14 protein-coding genes are annotated in these 17,013 nt (G+C 36.5%); 6 read left to right on the forward strand and 8 right to left on the reverse strand.

The annotated features are described in order from the left end of the window. Positions 1–100 precede the first annotated feature (100 nt). Genes dnaA through SBO79_RS00015 form a run of 3 tightly spaced genes read left to right on the forward strand, consistent with a single transcriptional unit; the run spans position 101 to position 2,750 of the window. Positions 101–1,528, forward strand: coding sequence for a chromosomal replication initiator protein DnaA (gene dnaA / locus SBO79_RS00005; protein WP_318641005.1), 1,428 nt, complete (start codon positions 101–103; stop codon positions 1,526–1,528). 23 nt (positions 1,529–1,551) lie between these two features. Beyond that, positions 1,552–2,013, forward strand: a complete 462-nt coding sequence (locus SBO79_RS00010) for a low molecular weight protein-tyrosine-phosphatase (RefSeq protein ID WP_318641006.1) — start codon at positions 1,552–1,554, stop codon at positions 2,011–2,013. Between the two features lie 14 nt (positions 2,014–2,027). Beyond that, positions 2,028–2,750 (forward strand): SAM-dependent methyltransferase, encoded by a 723-nt coding sequence (locus SBO79_RS00015; RefSeq protein ID WP_318641007.1) that lies wholly within the window; start codon positions 2,028–2,030, stop codon positions 2,748–2,750. 864 nt (positions 2,751–3,614) lie between these two features. Here SBO79_RS00015 and SBO79_RS00020 read toward each other — a convergent pair. The 5 genes from SBO79_RS00020 to dapF all read right to left on the reverse strand — a co-directional run bounded on the left by SBO79_RS00020 (position 3,615) and on the right by dapF (position 7,641). Beyond that, complete coding sequence (locus SBO79_RS00020) at positions 3,615–4,259, reverse strand: peptidoglycan-binding protein LysM (protein WP_318641008.1); 645 nt, start codon at positions 4,257–4,259, stop codon at positions 3,615–3,617. Positions 4,260–4,356: 97 nt separating this feature from the next. After that, entirely contained in the window at positions 4,357–5,265 is a 909-nt protein-coding gene (locus SBO79_RS00025) for a DUF2279 domain-containing protein (RefSeq protein ID WP_318641009.1), read from the reverse strand. 4 nt (positions 5,266–5,269) lie between these two features. Beyond that, positions 5,270–6,310: an endolytic transglycosylase MltG gene (gene mltG / locus SBO79_RS00030; protein WP_318641010.1), complete on the reverse strand. Its 1,041-nt coding sequence runs from the start codon at positions 6,308–6,310 to the stop codon at positions 5,270–5,272. Between the two features lie 12 nt (positions 6,311–6,322). Next, a complete protein-coding gene (locus tag SBO79_RS00035; protein WP_318641011.1) occupies positions 6,323–6,850 on the reverse strand; it encodes a GNAT family N-acetyltransferase in 528 nt (175 codons plus the stop codon). Beyond that, positions 6,850–7,641: a diaminopimelate epimerase gene (dapF, locus tag SBO79_RS00040; protein WP_318641012.1), complete on the reverse strand. Its 792-nt coding sequence runs from the start codon at positions 7,639–7,641 to the stop codon at positions 6,850–6,852. The genes SBO79_RS00035 and dapF overlap by 1 nt, the downstream gene beginning before the upstream one ends. A gap of 139 nt (positions 7,642–7,780) precedes the next feature. Here dapF and SBO79_RS00045 point away from each other — a divergent pair, with 139 nt between their 5' ends. The 3 genes from SBO79_RS00045 (at position 7,781) to SBO79_RS00055 (ending at position 12,325) form a co-directional block, all read left to right on the forward strand. Next, positions 7,781–9,184, forward strand: a complete 1,404-nt coding sequence (locus SBO79_RS00045; protein ID WP_318641013.1) for a trypsin-like peptidase domain-containing protein — start codon at positions 7,781–7,783, stop codon at positions 9,182–9,184. 150 nt (positions 9,185–9,334) lie between these two features. Next, positions 9,335–10,783, forward strand: a complete 1,449-nt coding sequence (locus SBO79_RS00050) for a glyceraldehyde-3-phosphate dehydrogenase (RefSeq protein ID WP_318641014.1) — start codon at positions 9,335–9,337, stop codon at positions 10,781–10,783. Positions 10,784–11,149: 366 nt separating this feature from the next. Continuing rightward, positions 11,150–12,325: a dicarboxylate/amino acid:cation symporter gene (locus SBO79_RS00055; RefSeq protein ID WP_318643523.1), complete on the forward strand. Its 1,176-nt coding sequence runs from the start codon at positions 11,150–11,152 to the stop codon at positions 12,323–12,325. 169 nt (positions 12,326–12,494) lie between these two features. Here SBO79_RS00055 and SBO79_RS00060 read toward each other — a convergent pair whose 3' ends face one another. The 3 genes from SBO79_RS00060 to SBO79_RS00070 all read right to left on the reverse strand — a co-directional run bounded on the left by SBO79_RS00060 (position 12,495) and on the right by SBO79_RS00070 (position 16,700). Then, positions 12,495–13,997 (reverse strand): aldehyde dehydrogenase family protein, encoded by a 1,503-nt coding sequence (locus SBO79_RS00060; RefSeq protein ID WP_318641015.1) that lies wholly within the window; start codon positions 13,995–13,997, stop codon positions 12,495–12,497. A gap of 207 nt (positions 13,998–14,204) precedes the next feature. Continuing rightward, complete coding sequence (locus SBO79_RS00065; protein WP_318641016.1) at positions 14,205–15,050, reverse strand: helix-turn-helix domain-containing protein; 846 nt, start codon at positions 15,048–15,050, stop codon at positions 14,205–14,207. 258 nt (positions 15,051–15,308) lie between these two features. Beyond that, on the reverse strand, positions 15,309–16,700 hold the full coding sequence (locus SBO79_RS00070) for an alpha/beta hydrolase family protein (RefSeq protein WP_318641017.1): 1,392 nt from the start codon (positions 16,698–16,700) through the stop codon (positions 15,309–15,311). Positions 16,701–17,013 lie beyond the last annotated feature (313 nt).

Here is a 17,013-nt window from a genome sequence, read left to right on the forward strand (position 1 = left end):
ACGATAATTGTTCACATATTTGTTCTCCCGAAAACATACAATTTTTACTCTTCGTAAAAGTATGAAATCCGCTAACAATATATAAAATTTAAACTGCTTTATGAACAAAACTGCTCAATCAGTATGGGAAAATTGTCTTGCATTTATCAAGGACAACATCCAGGATCAGGCCTATAAAACCTGGTTTGAACCGATTAAGTCAGTAGAACTAACGGATAATGCTTTGTACATTCAAGTGCCAAGTAAATTCTTTTACGAATGGCTTGAGGAGCATTATGTCAAGCTACTTAAAGTAGCTCTTACAAAAGAGCTTGGGAAAAATGCAAAGTTACTCTATAAAATTAAAATGGAGAATACTTATGGCACTAAACAACCCTTTACAGAACAACTTCCATCTGCGCAACGTGGACCAATGAAAACCCAAGAGGTTGACGCACCATTTAAGAATCTTAATCCAGAACTCCGCAACCCTTTTGTAATTCCAGGGATCAGGAACCTAAAAATAGAATCTCAACTTAATGCCAACTATAGTTTTGACAATTTCCTCGAAGGAGATTCAAATCGTCTGGCAAGATCTGCAGGAATGGCGGTTGCCAATAAACCTGGTGGAACTTCTTTTAACCCACTGCTTATTTTTGGTGGTGTTGGATTAGGTAAAACGCACCTTGCTCACGCAATCGGTGTGGAAATAAAAGATAAATATCCAGAAAAAACCGTGCTTTATATCTCTGCCGAAATATTTACGCAGCAGTATATAGAATCTGTACGTAAAAATAACCGAAATGATTTTATTCATTTCTACCAACTGATTGATGTTTTAATTATTGATGATGTTCAGTTTTTCTCAGGAAAATCGGCTACTCAAGATGTGTTTTTCCACATTTTTAATTACTTACACCAAAACGGAAAACAAGTAATCTTGTCTTCTGACAAGGCTCCGGTTGATATGCAAGACATAGAGCAACGCTTGCTTTCTCGTTTTAAATGGGGACTTTCGGCTGAATTGCAGCAACCTGATTACGAAACTAGAGTAGCGATTGTAAATAATATTCTGTATAGAGATGGAGTGCAAATGCCCGATGAAATCGTAGAGTATATTGCGAAAAATATCAAATCAAATGTTCGCGAACTTGAAGGCGCGATCATTTCATTGATTGCACAATCGTCTTTTAATAAGAAAGAAATCAATCTTGAGCTTGCGAAACACGTTGTCGAAAAGTTTGTAAAGAATGTAAAACGCGAAATTTCTATCGATTATATTCAGAAAGTTGTTTCAGAATATTTCCAAGTAGATTTAGATATTTTACAATCCAAAACAAGAAAGCGTCACATTGTTCAGGCAAGACAGCTAGCTATGTTTTTTGCAAAGAAATATACGAAAGCTTCTTTGGCAAACATCGGTTCGCAAATTGGAGATAGAGACCACGCGACAGTATTGCACGCTTGCAAAACTGTAGATAATCTTGTAGCTACTGATAAGCAATTTAAAAAATACGTTGACGATATACAGAAAAAACTGTCTGTCTAATAATCTCTAAAAGCTATTTTAAAATGTCACAGAAAATTCTGATGGTTTGTTTGGGTAATATATGCCGCTCACCGCTCGCAGAAGGCATTTTACAGTCAAAATTGCCCAAAGACAAATTTATAGTAGATTCCGCAGGAACTGGCGAATGGCATGTTGGCAAACAACCTGATTCGAGATCGATAGATATTGCAAGTAAAAAGGGACTAAACATTGCTGGTCAAAAAGGCCGACAATTTTCGCAACAGGATTTCGAAAATTTCGATTATATCTATGTTATGGATGGCAGTAATTATAAAGATGTTATGCGCCTAGCAAAGAATGAGCAACAGAAAAGTAAGGTCAAACTATTACTAAACGAACTTTTTCCTGGCGAAAATGTTGACGTTCCTGATCCTTATTTTGGCCTGCAAAATGGATTTGAGTCGGTTTATGATATGATCGATCAAGCTTGTGACGTTATTGCTGAAAAACTTCTCAAAAAATAAACTACAATATAAAGATGAGCACGACAACGAATTTGGGCAAATTATATTTAATTCCAACAACTTTGGGAGAAAGCGACCCCACAGATGTTTTGCCTCAAAAAGTGAAGCGCATCATCGAACTTTTAGATCATTATATTGTAGAGAACGAAAAAACTGCGCGGAAATCAATTAAAATCGTTGATCCAGAAAAGCAGCAATCCACCTTAAAACTCCGATTACTGAACAAGCATACCGAAGCCAGCGAGCACGCCGAAATGCTTGCTCCATGTTTGCAAGGAATTTCTGTAGGACTTCTGTCTGAAGCCGGCTGTCCAGGTGTGGCAGATCCTGGTGCTGCAATTGTAGAAATCGCACATCAGAAAGGGATTCAAGTCGTGCCTCTTGTCGGTCCTTCTTCGATTTTACTCGCTATTATGGGCTCGGGAATGAATGGACAAAGTTTTGCATTTAACGGTTATTTGCCGATTGATAAAGCCGAAAAAAAGACTGCGATCAAAAATCTTGAGAAGCTTTCTTTTGATAAAGATCAGTCGCAACTTTTTATAGAAACTCCTTACCGAAACAATAAAATCTTCGAAGATTTGCTGGCAATGCTTCAGCCAAGCACCCATCTCTGCGTTGCTTGCGACATTACTTTACCTACAGAATACATCAAAACCTACAAAGTTTCTGAGTGGAAAAAGGTCAAAGTCGACTTGCACAATCGTCCTGCGATTTTCATTATTCACAAGAAATAATTGAATTAATTTCAACCACTTTTTACGATTTTAAAATTAGGGTACTCTAGATTCATAAAAGTTGATTTCTGCTAACACATCATTTTTATTGAGTGCAATATTTACTTTTTGGAGCTTTTTCCAGCTGTTCACTTCAATCTTTTTTGCCAGACTCCGTTTTTGCAAGCCACAAAATGAGCTTCCTTCGGTCGCTATTTTGCAGCAGCAAAAAACTGTCGTCTGCCTAAAAAAGGATTTCCATTACCATCTGGGCTATTGGGATTTGAATTATTAAGAACTTGTCATTGATTTTCATAAATCCTTCAAAGATAAATCACTTCCGATATATCGCACTAAATTCGCTACTGCGACCGTTTTCAGTTGTTCCCGTAATCAAAACAAATTGCTTCTAAGAATTTCAAGATGGTTAGAAACCGATAGGACAATACTGCTTATTACTCCTAAACTTCTTCAAAGTCATCACGATATGCTCGCTAGTGCGAGGGTCCTCGCTCGTTCCCACTATCTACATATTACATTACATTGAAAAAACATTTCAGAAAGAAAACAGATTGCAGCACTTTTTAAATAGAATAATAGGAGAGTATTTTTAAATATTGATCATCCAATATTTTCAGGCTTTAGCCCAAAAATATATTACTAATTTTCTTCAGAAAATTTCTATAATTCACAAACGACATCCACCTACATCAATTGACTTGGATTTTAGCCCATTTTCCAATATTTTTCTCTGCCCATTAACCTCATCACAAATTGCCTTACCACTACCAAAACAAAATCAGCAGCCTCATCTAATAAAAAAAGCTGCAATTTCTCAATTGCAGCTTCTCTCTTTTGTACCTTACTTGGCAAATTACTTCCTTCTTAGCTTCTCATAGAAACTTTTGCATTTTTATCGGCCGCAACACTTGATGTTTCATAACCTGCAAATTTCTTCATATAACTTTCAATTGACGTCCCGTAGCTATCTTTCTTAGCAGTTCGGCCATTAGAGCGGAAATATTTTTTAACTGATCCTACTCCTCCTAAATGAGCCGCGGCAAGTATACCTGATTCAGTAATAAGAATTCCTCCTACTACTTTGCCATCATACTTCTTGATAACATCTCTAAGCTCGTATTTATTTTTGGCAAGAAGTGCAATGAAAGCTCGCTCCTGCATTTTCGGATTGTTCATAAAAGCGTGGTGATCGTAAACCCCAATTGATTGAAGCGTAGATTTTCCAAACTGGTATTTACCCATATACCCAAGTGTATTTACTTTCTTGTATTTACCTTGAGATTCCTTAAAAGCTAGAGCCTCTTTGTAAGCAATAAAGAATTTTCCGGTGAACGGAATATTGTTACTTACATAATCATCTTGATTGATTGAAGGGAAATGAAATAACATTTTGTTATTGTCCTCTGTGTGAAACCAACCTTCTTTTTCGGTCTGAAGCGGTTTGAAACTAAGTGTTATAAAAGTTACAATTCCAGCTAATGACGTGTAATAAATCCATTTCTTAATCATAAAAATAATTTCTCTTATCGCTGTCCCAACAAGAAATTTCTAGTCTGCAAAGATAAGTAAAAAATATAATTACTGATAATCAATACGTTAAACTTTACTAAAAGTAGAAAATATAGCCTTTAACTCTTCCATTATCAGAGAGTTCGAAAGTAGGCGCGGGAATTTTTATGGTATTAAAAACACTGAAAACTGTTTTCAAAAAGTGGCTTTTTGTTTCGATTTTCGTCAGGTCGAGGTCTAAACTGAGGTAAAACTGTCGTTGTCTGTAGAAGTTATTTGCATCTAGTATAACTTCAGGTTGTAGTGCCGAGGTCATTCCATTTGCACCGTAACCAAAAGCTAAATTGATAAATTTTGGAATTGACTCAGATTTGATAAACGAATAAATATTTACCGACAACCAATAGGTCTGTCCATTATAATCTTTCAAGAATTGCTCCTGCAGATTATTACCCAAAAGATTCGGTCTAACGTCAGCATATTTAGTTTTATGAAAAGAATATTTGGGAATAATTCGCTGCTCATGCCAAAGCAATTCCTGCGCAACATATAGTCCAGCACCACTTCCATTTGCAATTATATCTCCCGTGGAAGCACCCCATTCTGCCGAAAAACCATCAAAAACCTCAACTGCACTTAAAACTACAAAACCGGAAACCGCGCCAATTACCGCGCTTCTATCAGATTCCATTCCGCTCCAGCGCAATATTTCTGTGCCTACCCTCGTCAAGTGATATCCTGAATACAAATGTCCCACCTTGTCCATTTGAAGCCAATGTGAATTGTCATTTATGAAATGAAAAGAAGATTTATCATAATCCGAGTACCAAGTAGCTCCTAATCCAATAAAAGAAGCCGTTACCACCGCAGACGATGCGATTGTAACAGCTTTTAATCTTGGAGTACTTAAAGTGTCTGAAGGTGTTAAGAATTTTTCGATACTGCTTTGCGCAAAACAGCTACTATAAAATAGTATAAGGAGAATATTGCAAACAAATTTACTCAACAGATTATCGTTTTATTCCTTGCGCGTTAATCCACTTTACATATTTTTGACGATTAACCTCGTGCTGTGCGCCTGTTACCGCAAACTCGTGGTATCCGAAATTTGTTACACTAGCGCAAAAATAAATATAGTTATGAGTTTCTGGGTTTAAAACGGCATCAATTGCCGAGATATCAGGCATTGCAATCGGTCCTGGAGGAAGTGTTGCATACATATAAGTATTATATGGAGAGACCGTTTCCAAATCTTTATATAAAACACGCTTTATAATAGTGTCAAAATTATTTGTCGATTTCTTAACCGCAAAAATCACGGTCGGATCTGCTTCTAATTTCATGCCTTTTCTAAGACGATTCAAATAGACTCCCGCTACTCTTGGACGTTCATCTTGTTTCACTGTCTCTTTGTGCACAATCGCTGCAAGTGTCGAAACCTCAATTGGAGTTAGATTCTGAGCTTTGGCTTTGGCAATTCGTTCTTCTGTCCAAAATTTACGATATTCCTTAGCCATCTTTTCACGAAATTTATTTGCGCTTGTATTCCAATAAAATTCATAAGAATTTGGAATAAATAGTGCCAAAACATTTTCTTCGGTAAAACCATTATCAGCTAGAAACTTCTTATTGGTAAAAGATGCCATTAACTTGCTACTATCGGCTTCTATCTGCGACCCTATTCGACCCGCCAAATCCTCTAAACGTTCTTGATTATTAAATGCCAGTTTTACTGGAATATTCTGACGCATCGCATTGATTATCTCATTGCTATTCATCCCCTTCTTAAGCAAGAATCTACCAGCCTTTACATTTTCGGCATAGGATTTCTTTTCAGCAACTTTCTCCAAGCGGCTCATACTCTCTATAAAAGGACTCAAAGCTTCCTTTGCATCGTTAAAGTTTGAATTTGTGGGAATGTATACAAACACTTCCTTTTCAGCAAATTTGGTGTTTTTTGCGAAAATTTCTCGATACATCACGTAACCATAAACAATTAAAATTGTTACAATGACGATGGAGATAATTCCAAATAATTTTTTTGTATTCACAGTTATTTTATATTAGTGATTGATAAGTTGCATCATGATTTCGTCTCTATACTGACCTCGAACTATATTCCAGTCCTTTTTAATTCCGATTTTCTCGAAACCAAAAGTAGCAAAAAGACGTAAGCTTGCTTCATTTTTTGTATCTATGTTTGCATAAATTTGATGAAGGTTTAATTTCTGAAATGAATATTTAATCAAAAGCTCCAAAGCTTCTTTCCCGATACCTTTATTTCGATCTTCGGTATTCTTAATCAGAATTCCGATTCCAGCACGGTGATTGCGAGGATCAAATTCAAACAAATCTATCAACCCAACTGATTTTGTACTATTGAGTTCGCAGATGACAAGTCGCAATTGCTTCGCTTCATAAATATCTTGATGCGCATTTGCCAAATATTGCTTAATTAGATATTTGCTATAAGGAGTCTGCGTATTGCTAACCTCCCAGATGCGCTCGTCATTTTCGACTCCATGAATAAAATCTATATCTTCCGGCTCTAAAGCTCTTAAATATATCGCTTTTCCTGTAAGAGTAATCATTAGATATTATTAATTTTTATGCTTCCGCTAAATACAAACTCCGCGGGACCTCCTAAGTAGATGTTTTGATACTTGTCTCCGTCTCGGTCGAAGCGGACCGTTAGAGTTCCACCTTCAACTTCGATTGTGAGTTGGGTATTTTTAGTTTTTCCACTATTATGCATTGCAATTGCTACTGCAGTAGCGCCAGTGCCACATGCAAGAGTTTCATCTTCTACTCCACGCTCGTAAGTTCTAATTGAAAAAGAATCAGCCGAATTTTGTTGAACAAAATTAATATTACTTCCTTCGGCGCCGTACAAATCACTGTATCTAATTTTACTTCCTAAAGTTTTAACATCAACATCCTTAATAGTATTCACTAATTGAATATGATGCGGTGAGCCTGTATTCAAGAAAGAATAATCCTCAGTAACTTCAATTTCATCAACATCGGTCATCTGAAGTACAACAGATTCATCGGCAGAAATTGATGCTTTATGTGGTCCATCGGTAGCAATAAATGACGCTTCGGTTGTAATAATCTTTAATCTTTTGGCGAAAGCCACAATACACCTACCACCGTTGCCACACATTGAACTCTCTCGACCATCAGCGTTATAGTAGACCATCCTAAAATCGTATCCTTCGGCATCTTCCAAAAGTATTAACCCATCGGCACCTATTCCAAAACGACGGTCGCAGAGTTGCTCGATAATTTCGGAAGTGAGATTGCTGTATTCGCTACCGCGATTATCTAATAGTACGAAGTCGTTTCCCGCTCCCTGATACTTAAAAAAGTCAATAGTCATCTGTAAATAATTTGTTTGTCAAAAGTACAACTATTAATGAATAGTTAATCCTTGTTAACTGCTCGTTAAACTAATTTTAAAGGTAGCGATATTGCATTAAATTTGATAGTTGTCATAAAAAACACAATAATCTCTAAATATGAAAAACTTTTCTAGTCTTTTTATCGTGTCTCTACTAAGTGGCGCGACTACACTTGGAGCTTACAAACTGTTTGTAGATCCGGATACTACCATATTAAACGATACTAAAACCTTAATTACTACCGCATCTGACTCTTCCTACAGCCGTCCTGTGGGACTTTCGTCCTCCGTACTAGATTTCACCGAAGCTGCCGAAAAGACAGTACATTCTGTAGTACACGTAAAAAATGTCACGTATCGAACTGTAAATGATCCCGTGCTCCAATATTTTTACGGATATAAAAGTGAGCAACGTCAAACTCAGGTTGGTACCGGTTCGGGAGTGATTATCTCTGAAGATGGTTATATCGTAACTAATAATCACGTAATTAAAGATGCTTCTGACATTGAAATCACTCTCAACAATAACAAAGTTTATAAAGCAAAATTAATCGGTACCGACTCAAAAATGGACGTCGCGCTATTAAAAATCGATGCAGACGAAAAACTTTCGTACTCGGTTTTTGCCGATTCAGATCAAATTAAAGTTGGCGAATGGGTTTTGGCAGTGGGTAACCCGTACAACCTAAACTCAACGGTAACCGCAGGAATTATTTCAGCGAAAGCTAGAAACCTTGACAATAATAGTATTCAATCCTTTATTCAGACCGATGCTGCCGTAAATCCAGGTAATAGTGGTGGCGCACTTGTCAATACTAATGGAGAATTAATCGGAATTAACACTATGATTAGTTCGCAGACAGGATCGTATGTAGGATATTCTTTTGCAGTTCCATCAAATATTTGTCGAAAAATCATCGAAGATATTATGGAGTATGGAAATGTGCAGCGAGCAATTCTAGGTGTCGAAGGTGGAGAATTAAATCTTAAAGCCTCCCAAGAATTAGGAATTGCACAAAGCTCAGGATTTTATATAAATAAAGTAAATAAAAATACTGGTGCCGAAAAAGCAGGACTGCAAAAAGGAGACGTCATCACCAATATTGATAACCAAAAAATTGATTCTTACGCAGATATGGCAAGAGTTATCAATACCAAACGTCCTAATGATCCTGTAAAAGTTGGATATATTAGAGGTAATAAGCAATATGCAGTTTCTGTCATTCTCTCTAAAACCGAAGCTATGACGGCGGCTTTTAAAGGAATTTCACTGGAAAATCTCGATGCTACTGATAAGAAACGTTTTAACACTCCTTTTGGAGTTAAAATTAGCGATATCAACAATCCAAATCTCGCTCCTTATTATGACGAACTAAAAGGGAATGTCATTTTAAAAGTTGACAATCAGAAAGCAACAGATGTAGAAACAGTTTCAAGCATTTTGCAAAACAAAGCTGAAAACCAAAGTATTCGCCTGGAAATGATCAACAAATCAGGACAAATCTTGCGAATTATTATCTAATTGATAATCTAAAAATCAAAAAAATCAACCGACTTACCAAGTCGGTTTTTTTTTACCATAAACTTTGATAGAAAGTTTTAGGAAGACGTTTGAAATCAATACTTTTGCAAAACAAAAATATAACAACACTAACTAATTATTTTTTTGCAAATGAGCAGCACACATTTATACGACAAAGAACTTTCATTGCAAGCCAACAGAAGGCGTGCGGGAGTTGAACTTATCAAGATTATCAGCGATTTATGGTATGACAAAGCGATCGAAATGGTCCTTTTCCGCAACCAATTAATCGACTGCAACGTTAGCGAAATCATCAACTTGCACGAATATGCAGGCGAATTTGCATCTAAACCAATCTCTGTATTTGATTCTGTAGAAATTGCAAAAGCAATATTATCTCTTGATTTACCACCTTCTAAATTGGATATCGGTAAATTAACTTACGAATTTCACCTTGAAAACGAAGAGCATACCAATGCAAAAGCGTTCGTAATCAACAAACTTAAACTTGCAAAAAACACTCAAGAAATTCAACCAAAAGACGTCGTTCTTTACGGTTTTGGACGTATTGGTCGTTTACTAGCTCGTGAATTGATGTCAAAAACTGGTCGTGGAAGCCAGCTAAGACTTCGCGCAATTGTTACACGTGATAAAAATGATGCAGTAAGTCTTGAAAAAAGAGCGTCACTTTTACGTTACGATTCAATCCACGGAGATTTTAACGGATCTGTGGTTGCAGATTTAGAAAACCAAGCACTTATCATCAACGGAACAACTGTGCATATGATTAGCGCGGGAAGTCCAGAAGAAATAGATTACACAAAATACCAAATCGACAACGCTTTGGTAATTGACAATACAGGAGCTTTCACAACTGAGGAAGCGTTAAATCGCCACCTAAGTTCAATTGGAGCAGACAAAGTTTTGCTTACTGCGCCAGGAAAAGGAGTTCCAAACATCGTTCACGGAGTAAATCATAATGAGTATAATCCAGATGATGTGCATATTTTCTCTGCGGCATCTTGCACTACAAATGCAATTACCCCAATCTTGAAGGTTGTTGAAGACAAATTAGGAGTTGTAAAAGGCCACCTAGAAACGATTCACGCATACACGAATGACCAAAATCTTGTAGACAATATGCACAAGAAATACCGTCGTGGTCGTGCTGCTGCTTTGAATATGGTTATCACAGAAACTGGTGCTGGTACTGCTGTAGCAAAGGCTTTGCCGTCTCTTGCAGGCAAATTGACCTCAAATGCAATTCGCGTTCCTGTGCCTAACGGATCTCTTGTGGTGCTAAATCTTGAGGTTAATAAAGCGACTTCTATCGAAGAAGTGAACGAGATTATGAAAACGAGCGCTCTTGAGGGAGATCTTGTTGAGCAAATTAAATATTCACTGAATAATGAACTTGTGTCTTCGGATATTGTTGGAACTTCGGCGCCAGCAATTTTTGATAGTCACGCGACAATCGTATCTGCAGATGGGAAAAATATCGTGCTTTATGTATGGTATGACAACGAATATGGCTACAGTCACCAAGTAATTCGTCTTGCAAAATATATTTCTAAAGTAAGAAGATTCACATACTACTAGTAGTTTTTGAACTCTAATTTAATACAAATCCGCTTCATATTTTATGAGGCGGATTTTTTTTTAAAGCTATTTCCTGCTTTCTGCTGCAATCTGCAACAGCAAAATGACTTGCTCACAATGTGCCGCAAGGAGCTTCCGTTGGTCGCTCTTGCAGCCCAGTGAGCAATGTCGTTTGCAAGTTGCAGGATTTTCACGGCAATCAGGGCTAGGGCATCGTCATTCACAACAATACTATTCTTAAAATATAAAAATACCGCGTTAAAACCACAAAAATTAAACAGCTTTCACACAGAGGTAGTATCTTAGCAAACTTAAAATAATTACCCCCGAGACCTACCAAATTCTCTTTTCAATTTGCCAACTATGATCAAACGCATAACATCAAATCTGTTATTTAAAGTATTTCTTGCCATTGTCTTCGGAATCCTCTTCGGACTTTATTTGCCAGAATCCATCAACCGAATCTTTGCGACTTTCAATGCGTTTTTCGGACAGTTTCTAAATTTCGCAATTCCATTAATTATTCTAGGATTGATTATGCCTGCCATTGCCGATCTAGGCAAAGGTGCTGGAAAATTGCTGCTAATTACTGCAGCCATTGCTTACGGCTCAACTCTTTTTTCTGGCTTTTTGACCTATTTTGCAACTTCGGGAATCTTTCCTAAGCTGCTTGCTTCAAATCTTAATGATGTCGCGCAAATTGGTGATTCGACCGCGACATTATCGCCCTATTTTAGTATCATAATTCCGCCCGCACTCGATGTTATGACTTCATTAGTCTTAGCATTTGTGATCGGTTTAGGACTTTCGTATCAGGAAAATTCGACTTTAAAACTTGTTGTCAATGACTTTCAGAAAATTATTATGCAAGTAATCGAAAATATAATCGTTCCGCTACTTCCTTTATTTATTATGGGAATTTTTATTAGTATGGCTTACAGTGGAGAAGTCTTTTCTATTTTGGAAGTTTTTATTAGCATTATCGGAGTAATTTTTGCCCTTCATATTATACTATTGCTGCTTCAATATACTATTGCTGGAATTTTAACCAAACAAAATCCACTTCGACTTCTAGCCAATATGATGCCTGCTTATTTCACTGCTTTGGGCACTCAGTCTTCGGCGGCAACGATTCCGGTAACTTTGGAACAGTCGCTAAAAAATGGCGTATCAGAAAAGATCGCTGGATTCGTAATTCCGCTTTGCGCTACAATTCACTTATCTGGAAGTATAATGAAAATTACCGCCTGTGCCATGGCTTTAATGATTCTGGAAGGAATGCCTTTTGACATCACACTATTTGCGGGATTCATCTTTATGTTAGGAATAGCAATGATTGCCGCTCCGGGAGTTCCGGGAGGCGCAATCATGGCAGCCGTAGGGATTTTGCAGTCGATGCTAGGTTTTAGCGAAGAAATGATTGGATTAATGATTGCCTTATACATTGCAATGGACAGTTTTGGAACTGCGTGTAATGTTACTGGAGACGGCGCAATCGCTTTGGTAGTTGACAGAATTACCAAAGACAAAATGGTTGTATAAATACATCCAGAAAAGCTGAGATGTTTTTATTGCAAAACGTTATGTAGAGTGGCGAATGTATACATTTGCTAAATCTATTATCGCAAAGTTTCCATTTATAACTCCAAGCGGCATTAAAACAAGAAAACCTCGGCAATGCCGAGGTTTTCTATTTATATACTGGTTTCAATTAAAAGAATCCCATTGGTTTTTTGTCGTAAGAGATCAACATGTTTTTTACAACACGGTAATGATCTAATGCCATTTTATGGTTTTCACGACCAAATCCTGATTCTTTAACACCACCAAACGGAGCGTGTGCAGGATATGTATGATATTGATTTACCCAAACTCTACCAGCTTGGATAGCACGTGGAACTTGGAATAATTCGTGAGCGTCACGTGACCAAACACCAGCTCCTAATCCGTAAGGAGTATCGTTAGCGATAGCGATAGCTTCTTCAGTAGAACTAAATGTAGTTAAGGCTACTACTGGTCCAAAAATTTCTTCTTGGAAAACACGCATGTTGTTTGTTCCTTTTAAAACTGTTGGTTGGATGTAATATCCTTCAGAAATATCTCCTTCGTAGTTACCAGCGTCTCCACCAGCTAATACTAGAGCACCTTCTTCTTTACCAATTTTGATATAGTTAAGAATTTTTTCGTACTGTGGTTTAGAAACTTGTGAACCAATCATTGTTTCAGGATCTAATGGATTACCTGTTTTGATTGCTCCTAAACGTTCTTGCATTCTTGCGATAAAATCATCAGCAATATCTTCGTGAACTAATATACGAGATGGAGCTGTACAAATTTCTCCTTGATTAAGTGCAAACATTAACGCTCCTTCAATAGCTTTGCTATAGAAATCATCGTCTTGATCTGCTACAGATGGGAAGAAAATGTTTGGAGATTTTCCACCTAATTCCATTGTTACTGGAATAATGTTTTCAGCTGCATTGTGTAATACTTTACGTCCTGTTTCTGTTGAACCAGTGAATGAAAGTTTAGCAATACGCTTAGATGTTGCTAAAGCTGCACCTGCTTCTGCACCAAAACCAGTTACGATATTTAATACACCTGGAGGTAGAATATCACCTATAAGTTCCATTAACGCGATAACACTTGTTGGTGTTTGTTCTGCTGGTTTTACAACTGCAGTACAACCTGCTGCTAAAGCTGGAGCAATTTTCCAAGCTAGCATTAACATTGGGAAGTTCCAAGGAATGATTTCTCCAACTACTCCAATTGGTTCGTGCAATACGATACTTACTGTGTTTTTGTCATGCTCAGAGATACTTCCTTCGTCTGCACGGATAACTCCAGCAAAATAACGGAAGTGATCAATACAGTAAGGGATATCAGCTGCACGAGATTCACGGATTGGTTTACCGTTATCAATAGTTTCTAGTGTTGCTAAGTATTCGAAGTTGTCTTCCATTACTTGAGCTATTTTTAATAAAGCATTACTTCTCTCAGTTGCAGATGAAGTACTCCAAGATGGGAATGCTTCGTGTGCTGCGTCTAAAGCAAGATCAATATCTTCTTGTGTAGAACGAGCTGCTTGAGTAAATACTTTTCCATCAACTGGAGATACGTTATCGAAATACTGACCTTTTACAGGAGCTACGAATTTACCGCCAATAAAATTCCCGTATCTTTCTTTGAATACAGGTTTAGTTACATTTGCCATAATTATTTAGTTTATTTTTTAAATTATTTAGATGTAATCTCAAAGAATTGCTTCCTCTTAACTACACTGCAAATTTACGGCAGCGGTTCTCTTATCCTGTTATTGATTCAGTTCAATAACTTATGAAAAAAGTTCAATGTTCAGATTTAGAATTTTATATCATAAAACAGAGTATCTAAAACCTTGTAAAACAAGCGCTTAACGCATTTATTTAAATGCGCTGAGATCCGATGGACTAAAACCAAATTTGTTTTTAAATGCAATACTGAAGTTAGATAAGTTATTATAACCCATATCAAGATAGATATCAGATGCTTTTAACTCACCATATTGTAAAATTTCCTTTGCCTTTTGTAGTCTCTTATCCTGAAGCCACTTACCTGGAGCTTCATTATATTCTGCAGTGAAATTTCGTTTAAACGTTGACAAACTCATATTGCATAAGAAAGCTATTTCCTCTAGTTTCAAATTAGAATACGTATTGCTTTCAACAACATTTTTAAAAGGTGAAACTTCTTTTGAAATTAAAGATTGTAAATAATATTCAAAGTCATTTCCATACTTATTAAGGAGGTATAGCATAATTTCCTCAAATTTTAAAAACAGTAAAGCATCACTATAACTATGATTTGTGTAGGTATTTGTGGATAGCGAATCAATAAAGGAGGCGAGATAAAGATCGTTTTCAATTACGAAATATGGAATTTCTTCTTTCAATGGTTTGACATTATTGGTATATTTTGCCAGAAATTCTGTCAATTTCTTCTCAGAAAAAAAGAATAATTTGCAATAATATATGGCTTCGGTGTCCAATAATTCTGTCCACAACCAATTACCCTTCTTTAATAATAGTGATTGCTGACTATTGACTGCCATCGAAGTATTTGCAAAGTGAACCTGTTTTTTTCCTACTTGCAGAAAACTAAACATATTCATACTCAAATTGACCTTGCTTTTCACCACATCGCTTGTCATCTTAAAGTCATACACAAAAATTTCTTTTGGGCCTTTTACGTCTTTAAAATAAATTTCGGGAATATTTTCTATAGCCATTATTACACTAATCAGGGATTATAATATTTTCTAAATGTACAATTTTTTTAAGGTGGAGCTCGACATGTATTGGGAAATTTAGTTCATAACTGATGGCTCAGATTAGGTAATTTGTGATTAGATAAAGTAAAAAAGTAGAATAAAATGATTAATTGTCAACACTTCTCCAAATAGAATATTCGATGTTTATCATACGAAAAACCCCAATCATAGGATTAGGGTTTATGTGTATAAAAATAGTAAAGCCGAAGAAAACAGTTATTTCACTTGAAGTTTAATCCAAGTAGTCATGTCTTGAAGAACTTCAGGAGAGATAGTTTGTTCTATCTTGAAATATTCGTCAGGGAAACCAGTTTTTGATTCTTGAAATAAGTGGTTAAGATTTGGATATTCTTTAATAGCTACCTTCTTATTTCCGGCAGATGCCAAGGCCTTCTGGATTGCTGGAAGATTCAAATCTGCTTGGACTTGAATATCCTTTCCTCCATTAAGAGCCAAGACCGGAATTTTTACTTTGCTTAAAACTTCTGCCGGGTCATGCTTGATAAAATAACACATCCACGGCGTTGAGATTTCCTGAAGTTGCATTTCGATATATTCTCTTGTGCTCATATCCTGTGCCTCACCACCTTGAAGTGCCACTAATTTTTCTATGTAATCGCTCAAATCCCTGTCAAGATGATTGGACTCAGAAGTTGAAATGATATCAAAAAGCGCTGCTGTTGTAGAGGTTCTTTTTTTAATTTCATCATCATTTAAACCTGAGGCTTTAAAAATTGTACGTTGTTGCGAAAGCAAGATTTCAGAACCTTTAACTCCCGTTCCGGCAAGAAGCACCATAAAAGCTACATCTTTATTACGAATTGACACCATTGGTGCAATCATTCCACCTTCGCTATGTCCAATAAGCCCAATTTGAGATCGGTGAATGTCTTTTCTAGTCTTTAGATATTCGACAGCTGCTTCTACATCATTAGAAAAATCGGCAGAGTTTGCTTCATCAAAATTTCCAGTGGATTGGCCTATTCCACGATCGTCGTAGCGTAATACTGCAATTCCGTTGCGGGTGAGGTAATCGGCAATAACCCAGAATGGTTTGTGACCCATTATTTCCTCATCACGGTTTTGAGGGCCACTTCCTGTAATTAAAACTACGACTGGAAACTTGCCTTTCCCTTCTGGAAGGGTGAGCGTTCCTGCAAGCGTTACTTTATCTTTGGAATTTGTAAATTTCACATCTTCGCTACTGTATGGAAATGGTGCTTTGGGTTCTTGTGGCCTGTGAAGTTCAGCTTTTTTAACTTTAGTGCGATCTAAATTCAGCGAAAATTCTTGTCCTCCCTGACTGAATGTTCCAAAGATTTCTTTTCCCTCTAACGTACCTGTATATTTTAAGGACATTGCGTTAATTTCGAAAATTATCACATTATCGATAAAAGAAGTTTTGGTAACTGGAATTCCGTTTACACCTTGATCGGGACTATCCATAGTAGAAGAATAACCACCTTGAGCATCTTTTACAACATTAAAAACAACCTGAAGTTCATTGCCCGGCAACTTTAAAAAGCCATTCCATTGTCCTACGATTTCTTGAGCACTGCCTTCGACAGCGAAAATCAATATAAGTATTGTGAGTAAAATATTCTTCATAATGGAATAAGTGTTAATTTGTGATTATAGCTATATTCTGAAATCTATGTTAAGGTACGGAATATAAAAAAGTTGCAGTTGATATTTATCATACAATTGAAATTTTCTCTAATAATTTTTTATAATTCAAATTTAATTCCATAAAATCTCCTTTAAAACTAAGCTAAAAACTTCCCAGGAGTGCATTTAAATTTAAGCAACAGATAAAGGCGGGGCGAAGTAAAGCCTCTTTTAGAACGAAAATATCGGGAATTCGAAAACTGCTAAAGATAAATGTCAAAAAAAAGAGCTATATAAAAAAAGGAGCTTCTTT

The sequence above is a fragment of the Flavobacterium ardleyense genome, from assembly GCF_033547075.1.
GTDB classification, from domain to species: Bacteria; Bacteroidota; Bacteroidia; order Flavobacteriales; family Flavobacteriaceae; genus Flavobacterium; species Flavobacterium ardleyense_A.

Bases quoted from the DNA above. Each gene is read 5' to 3' on its own strand.
- dnaA (WP_318641005.1), top strand. From the start codon at position 101: ATGAACAAAACTGCTCAATCAGTATGGGAAAATTGTCTTGCATTTATC.
- SBO79_RS00010 (WP_318641006.1), top strand. From the start codon at position 1,552: ATGTCACAGAAAATTCTGATGGTTTGTTTGGGTAATATATGCCGCTCA.
- SBO79_RS00015 (WP_318641007.1), top strand. From the start codon at position 2,028: ATGAGCACGACAACGAATTTGGGCAAATTATATTTAATTCCAACAACT.
- SBO79_RS00020 (WP_318641008.1), bottom strand. From the start codon at position 4,259: ATGATTAAGAAATGGATTTATTACACGTCATTAGCTGGAATTGTAACT.
- SBO79_RS00035 (WP_318641011.1), bottom strand. From the start codon at position 6,850: ATGATTACTCTTACAGGAAAAGCGATATATTTAAGAGCTTTAGAGCCG.
- dapF (WP_318641012.1), bottom strand. From the start codon at position 7,641: ATGACTATTGACTTTTTTAAGTATCAGGGAGCGGGAAACGACTTCGTA.
- SBO79_RS00045 (WP_318641013.1), top strand. From the start codon at position 7,781: ATGAAAAACTTTTCTAGTCTTTTTATCGTGTCTCTACTAAGTGGCGCG.
- SBO79_RS00050 (WP_318641014.1), top strand. From the start codon at position 9,335: ATGAGCAGCACACATTTATACGACAAAGAACTTTCATTGCAAGCCAAC.
- SBO79_RS00060 (WP_318641015.1), bottom strand. From the start codon at position 13,997: ATGGCAAATGTAACTAAACCTGTATTCAAAGAAAGATACGGGAATTTT.
- SBO79_RS00065 (WP_318641016.1), bottom strand. From the start codon at position 15,050: ATGGCTATAGAAAATATTCCCGAAATTTATTTTAAAGACGTAAAAGGC.
- SBO79_RS00070 (WP_318641017.1), bottom strand. From the start codon at position 16,700: ATGAAGAATATTTTACTCACAATACTTATATTGATTTTCGCTGTCGAA.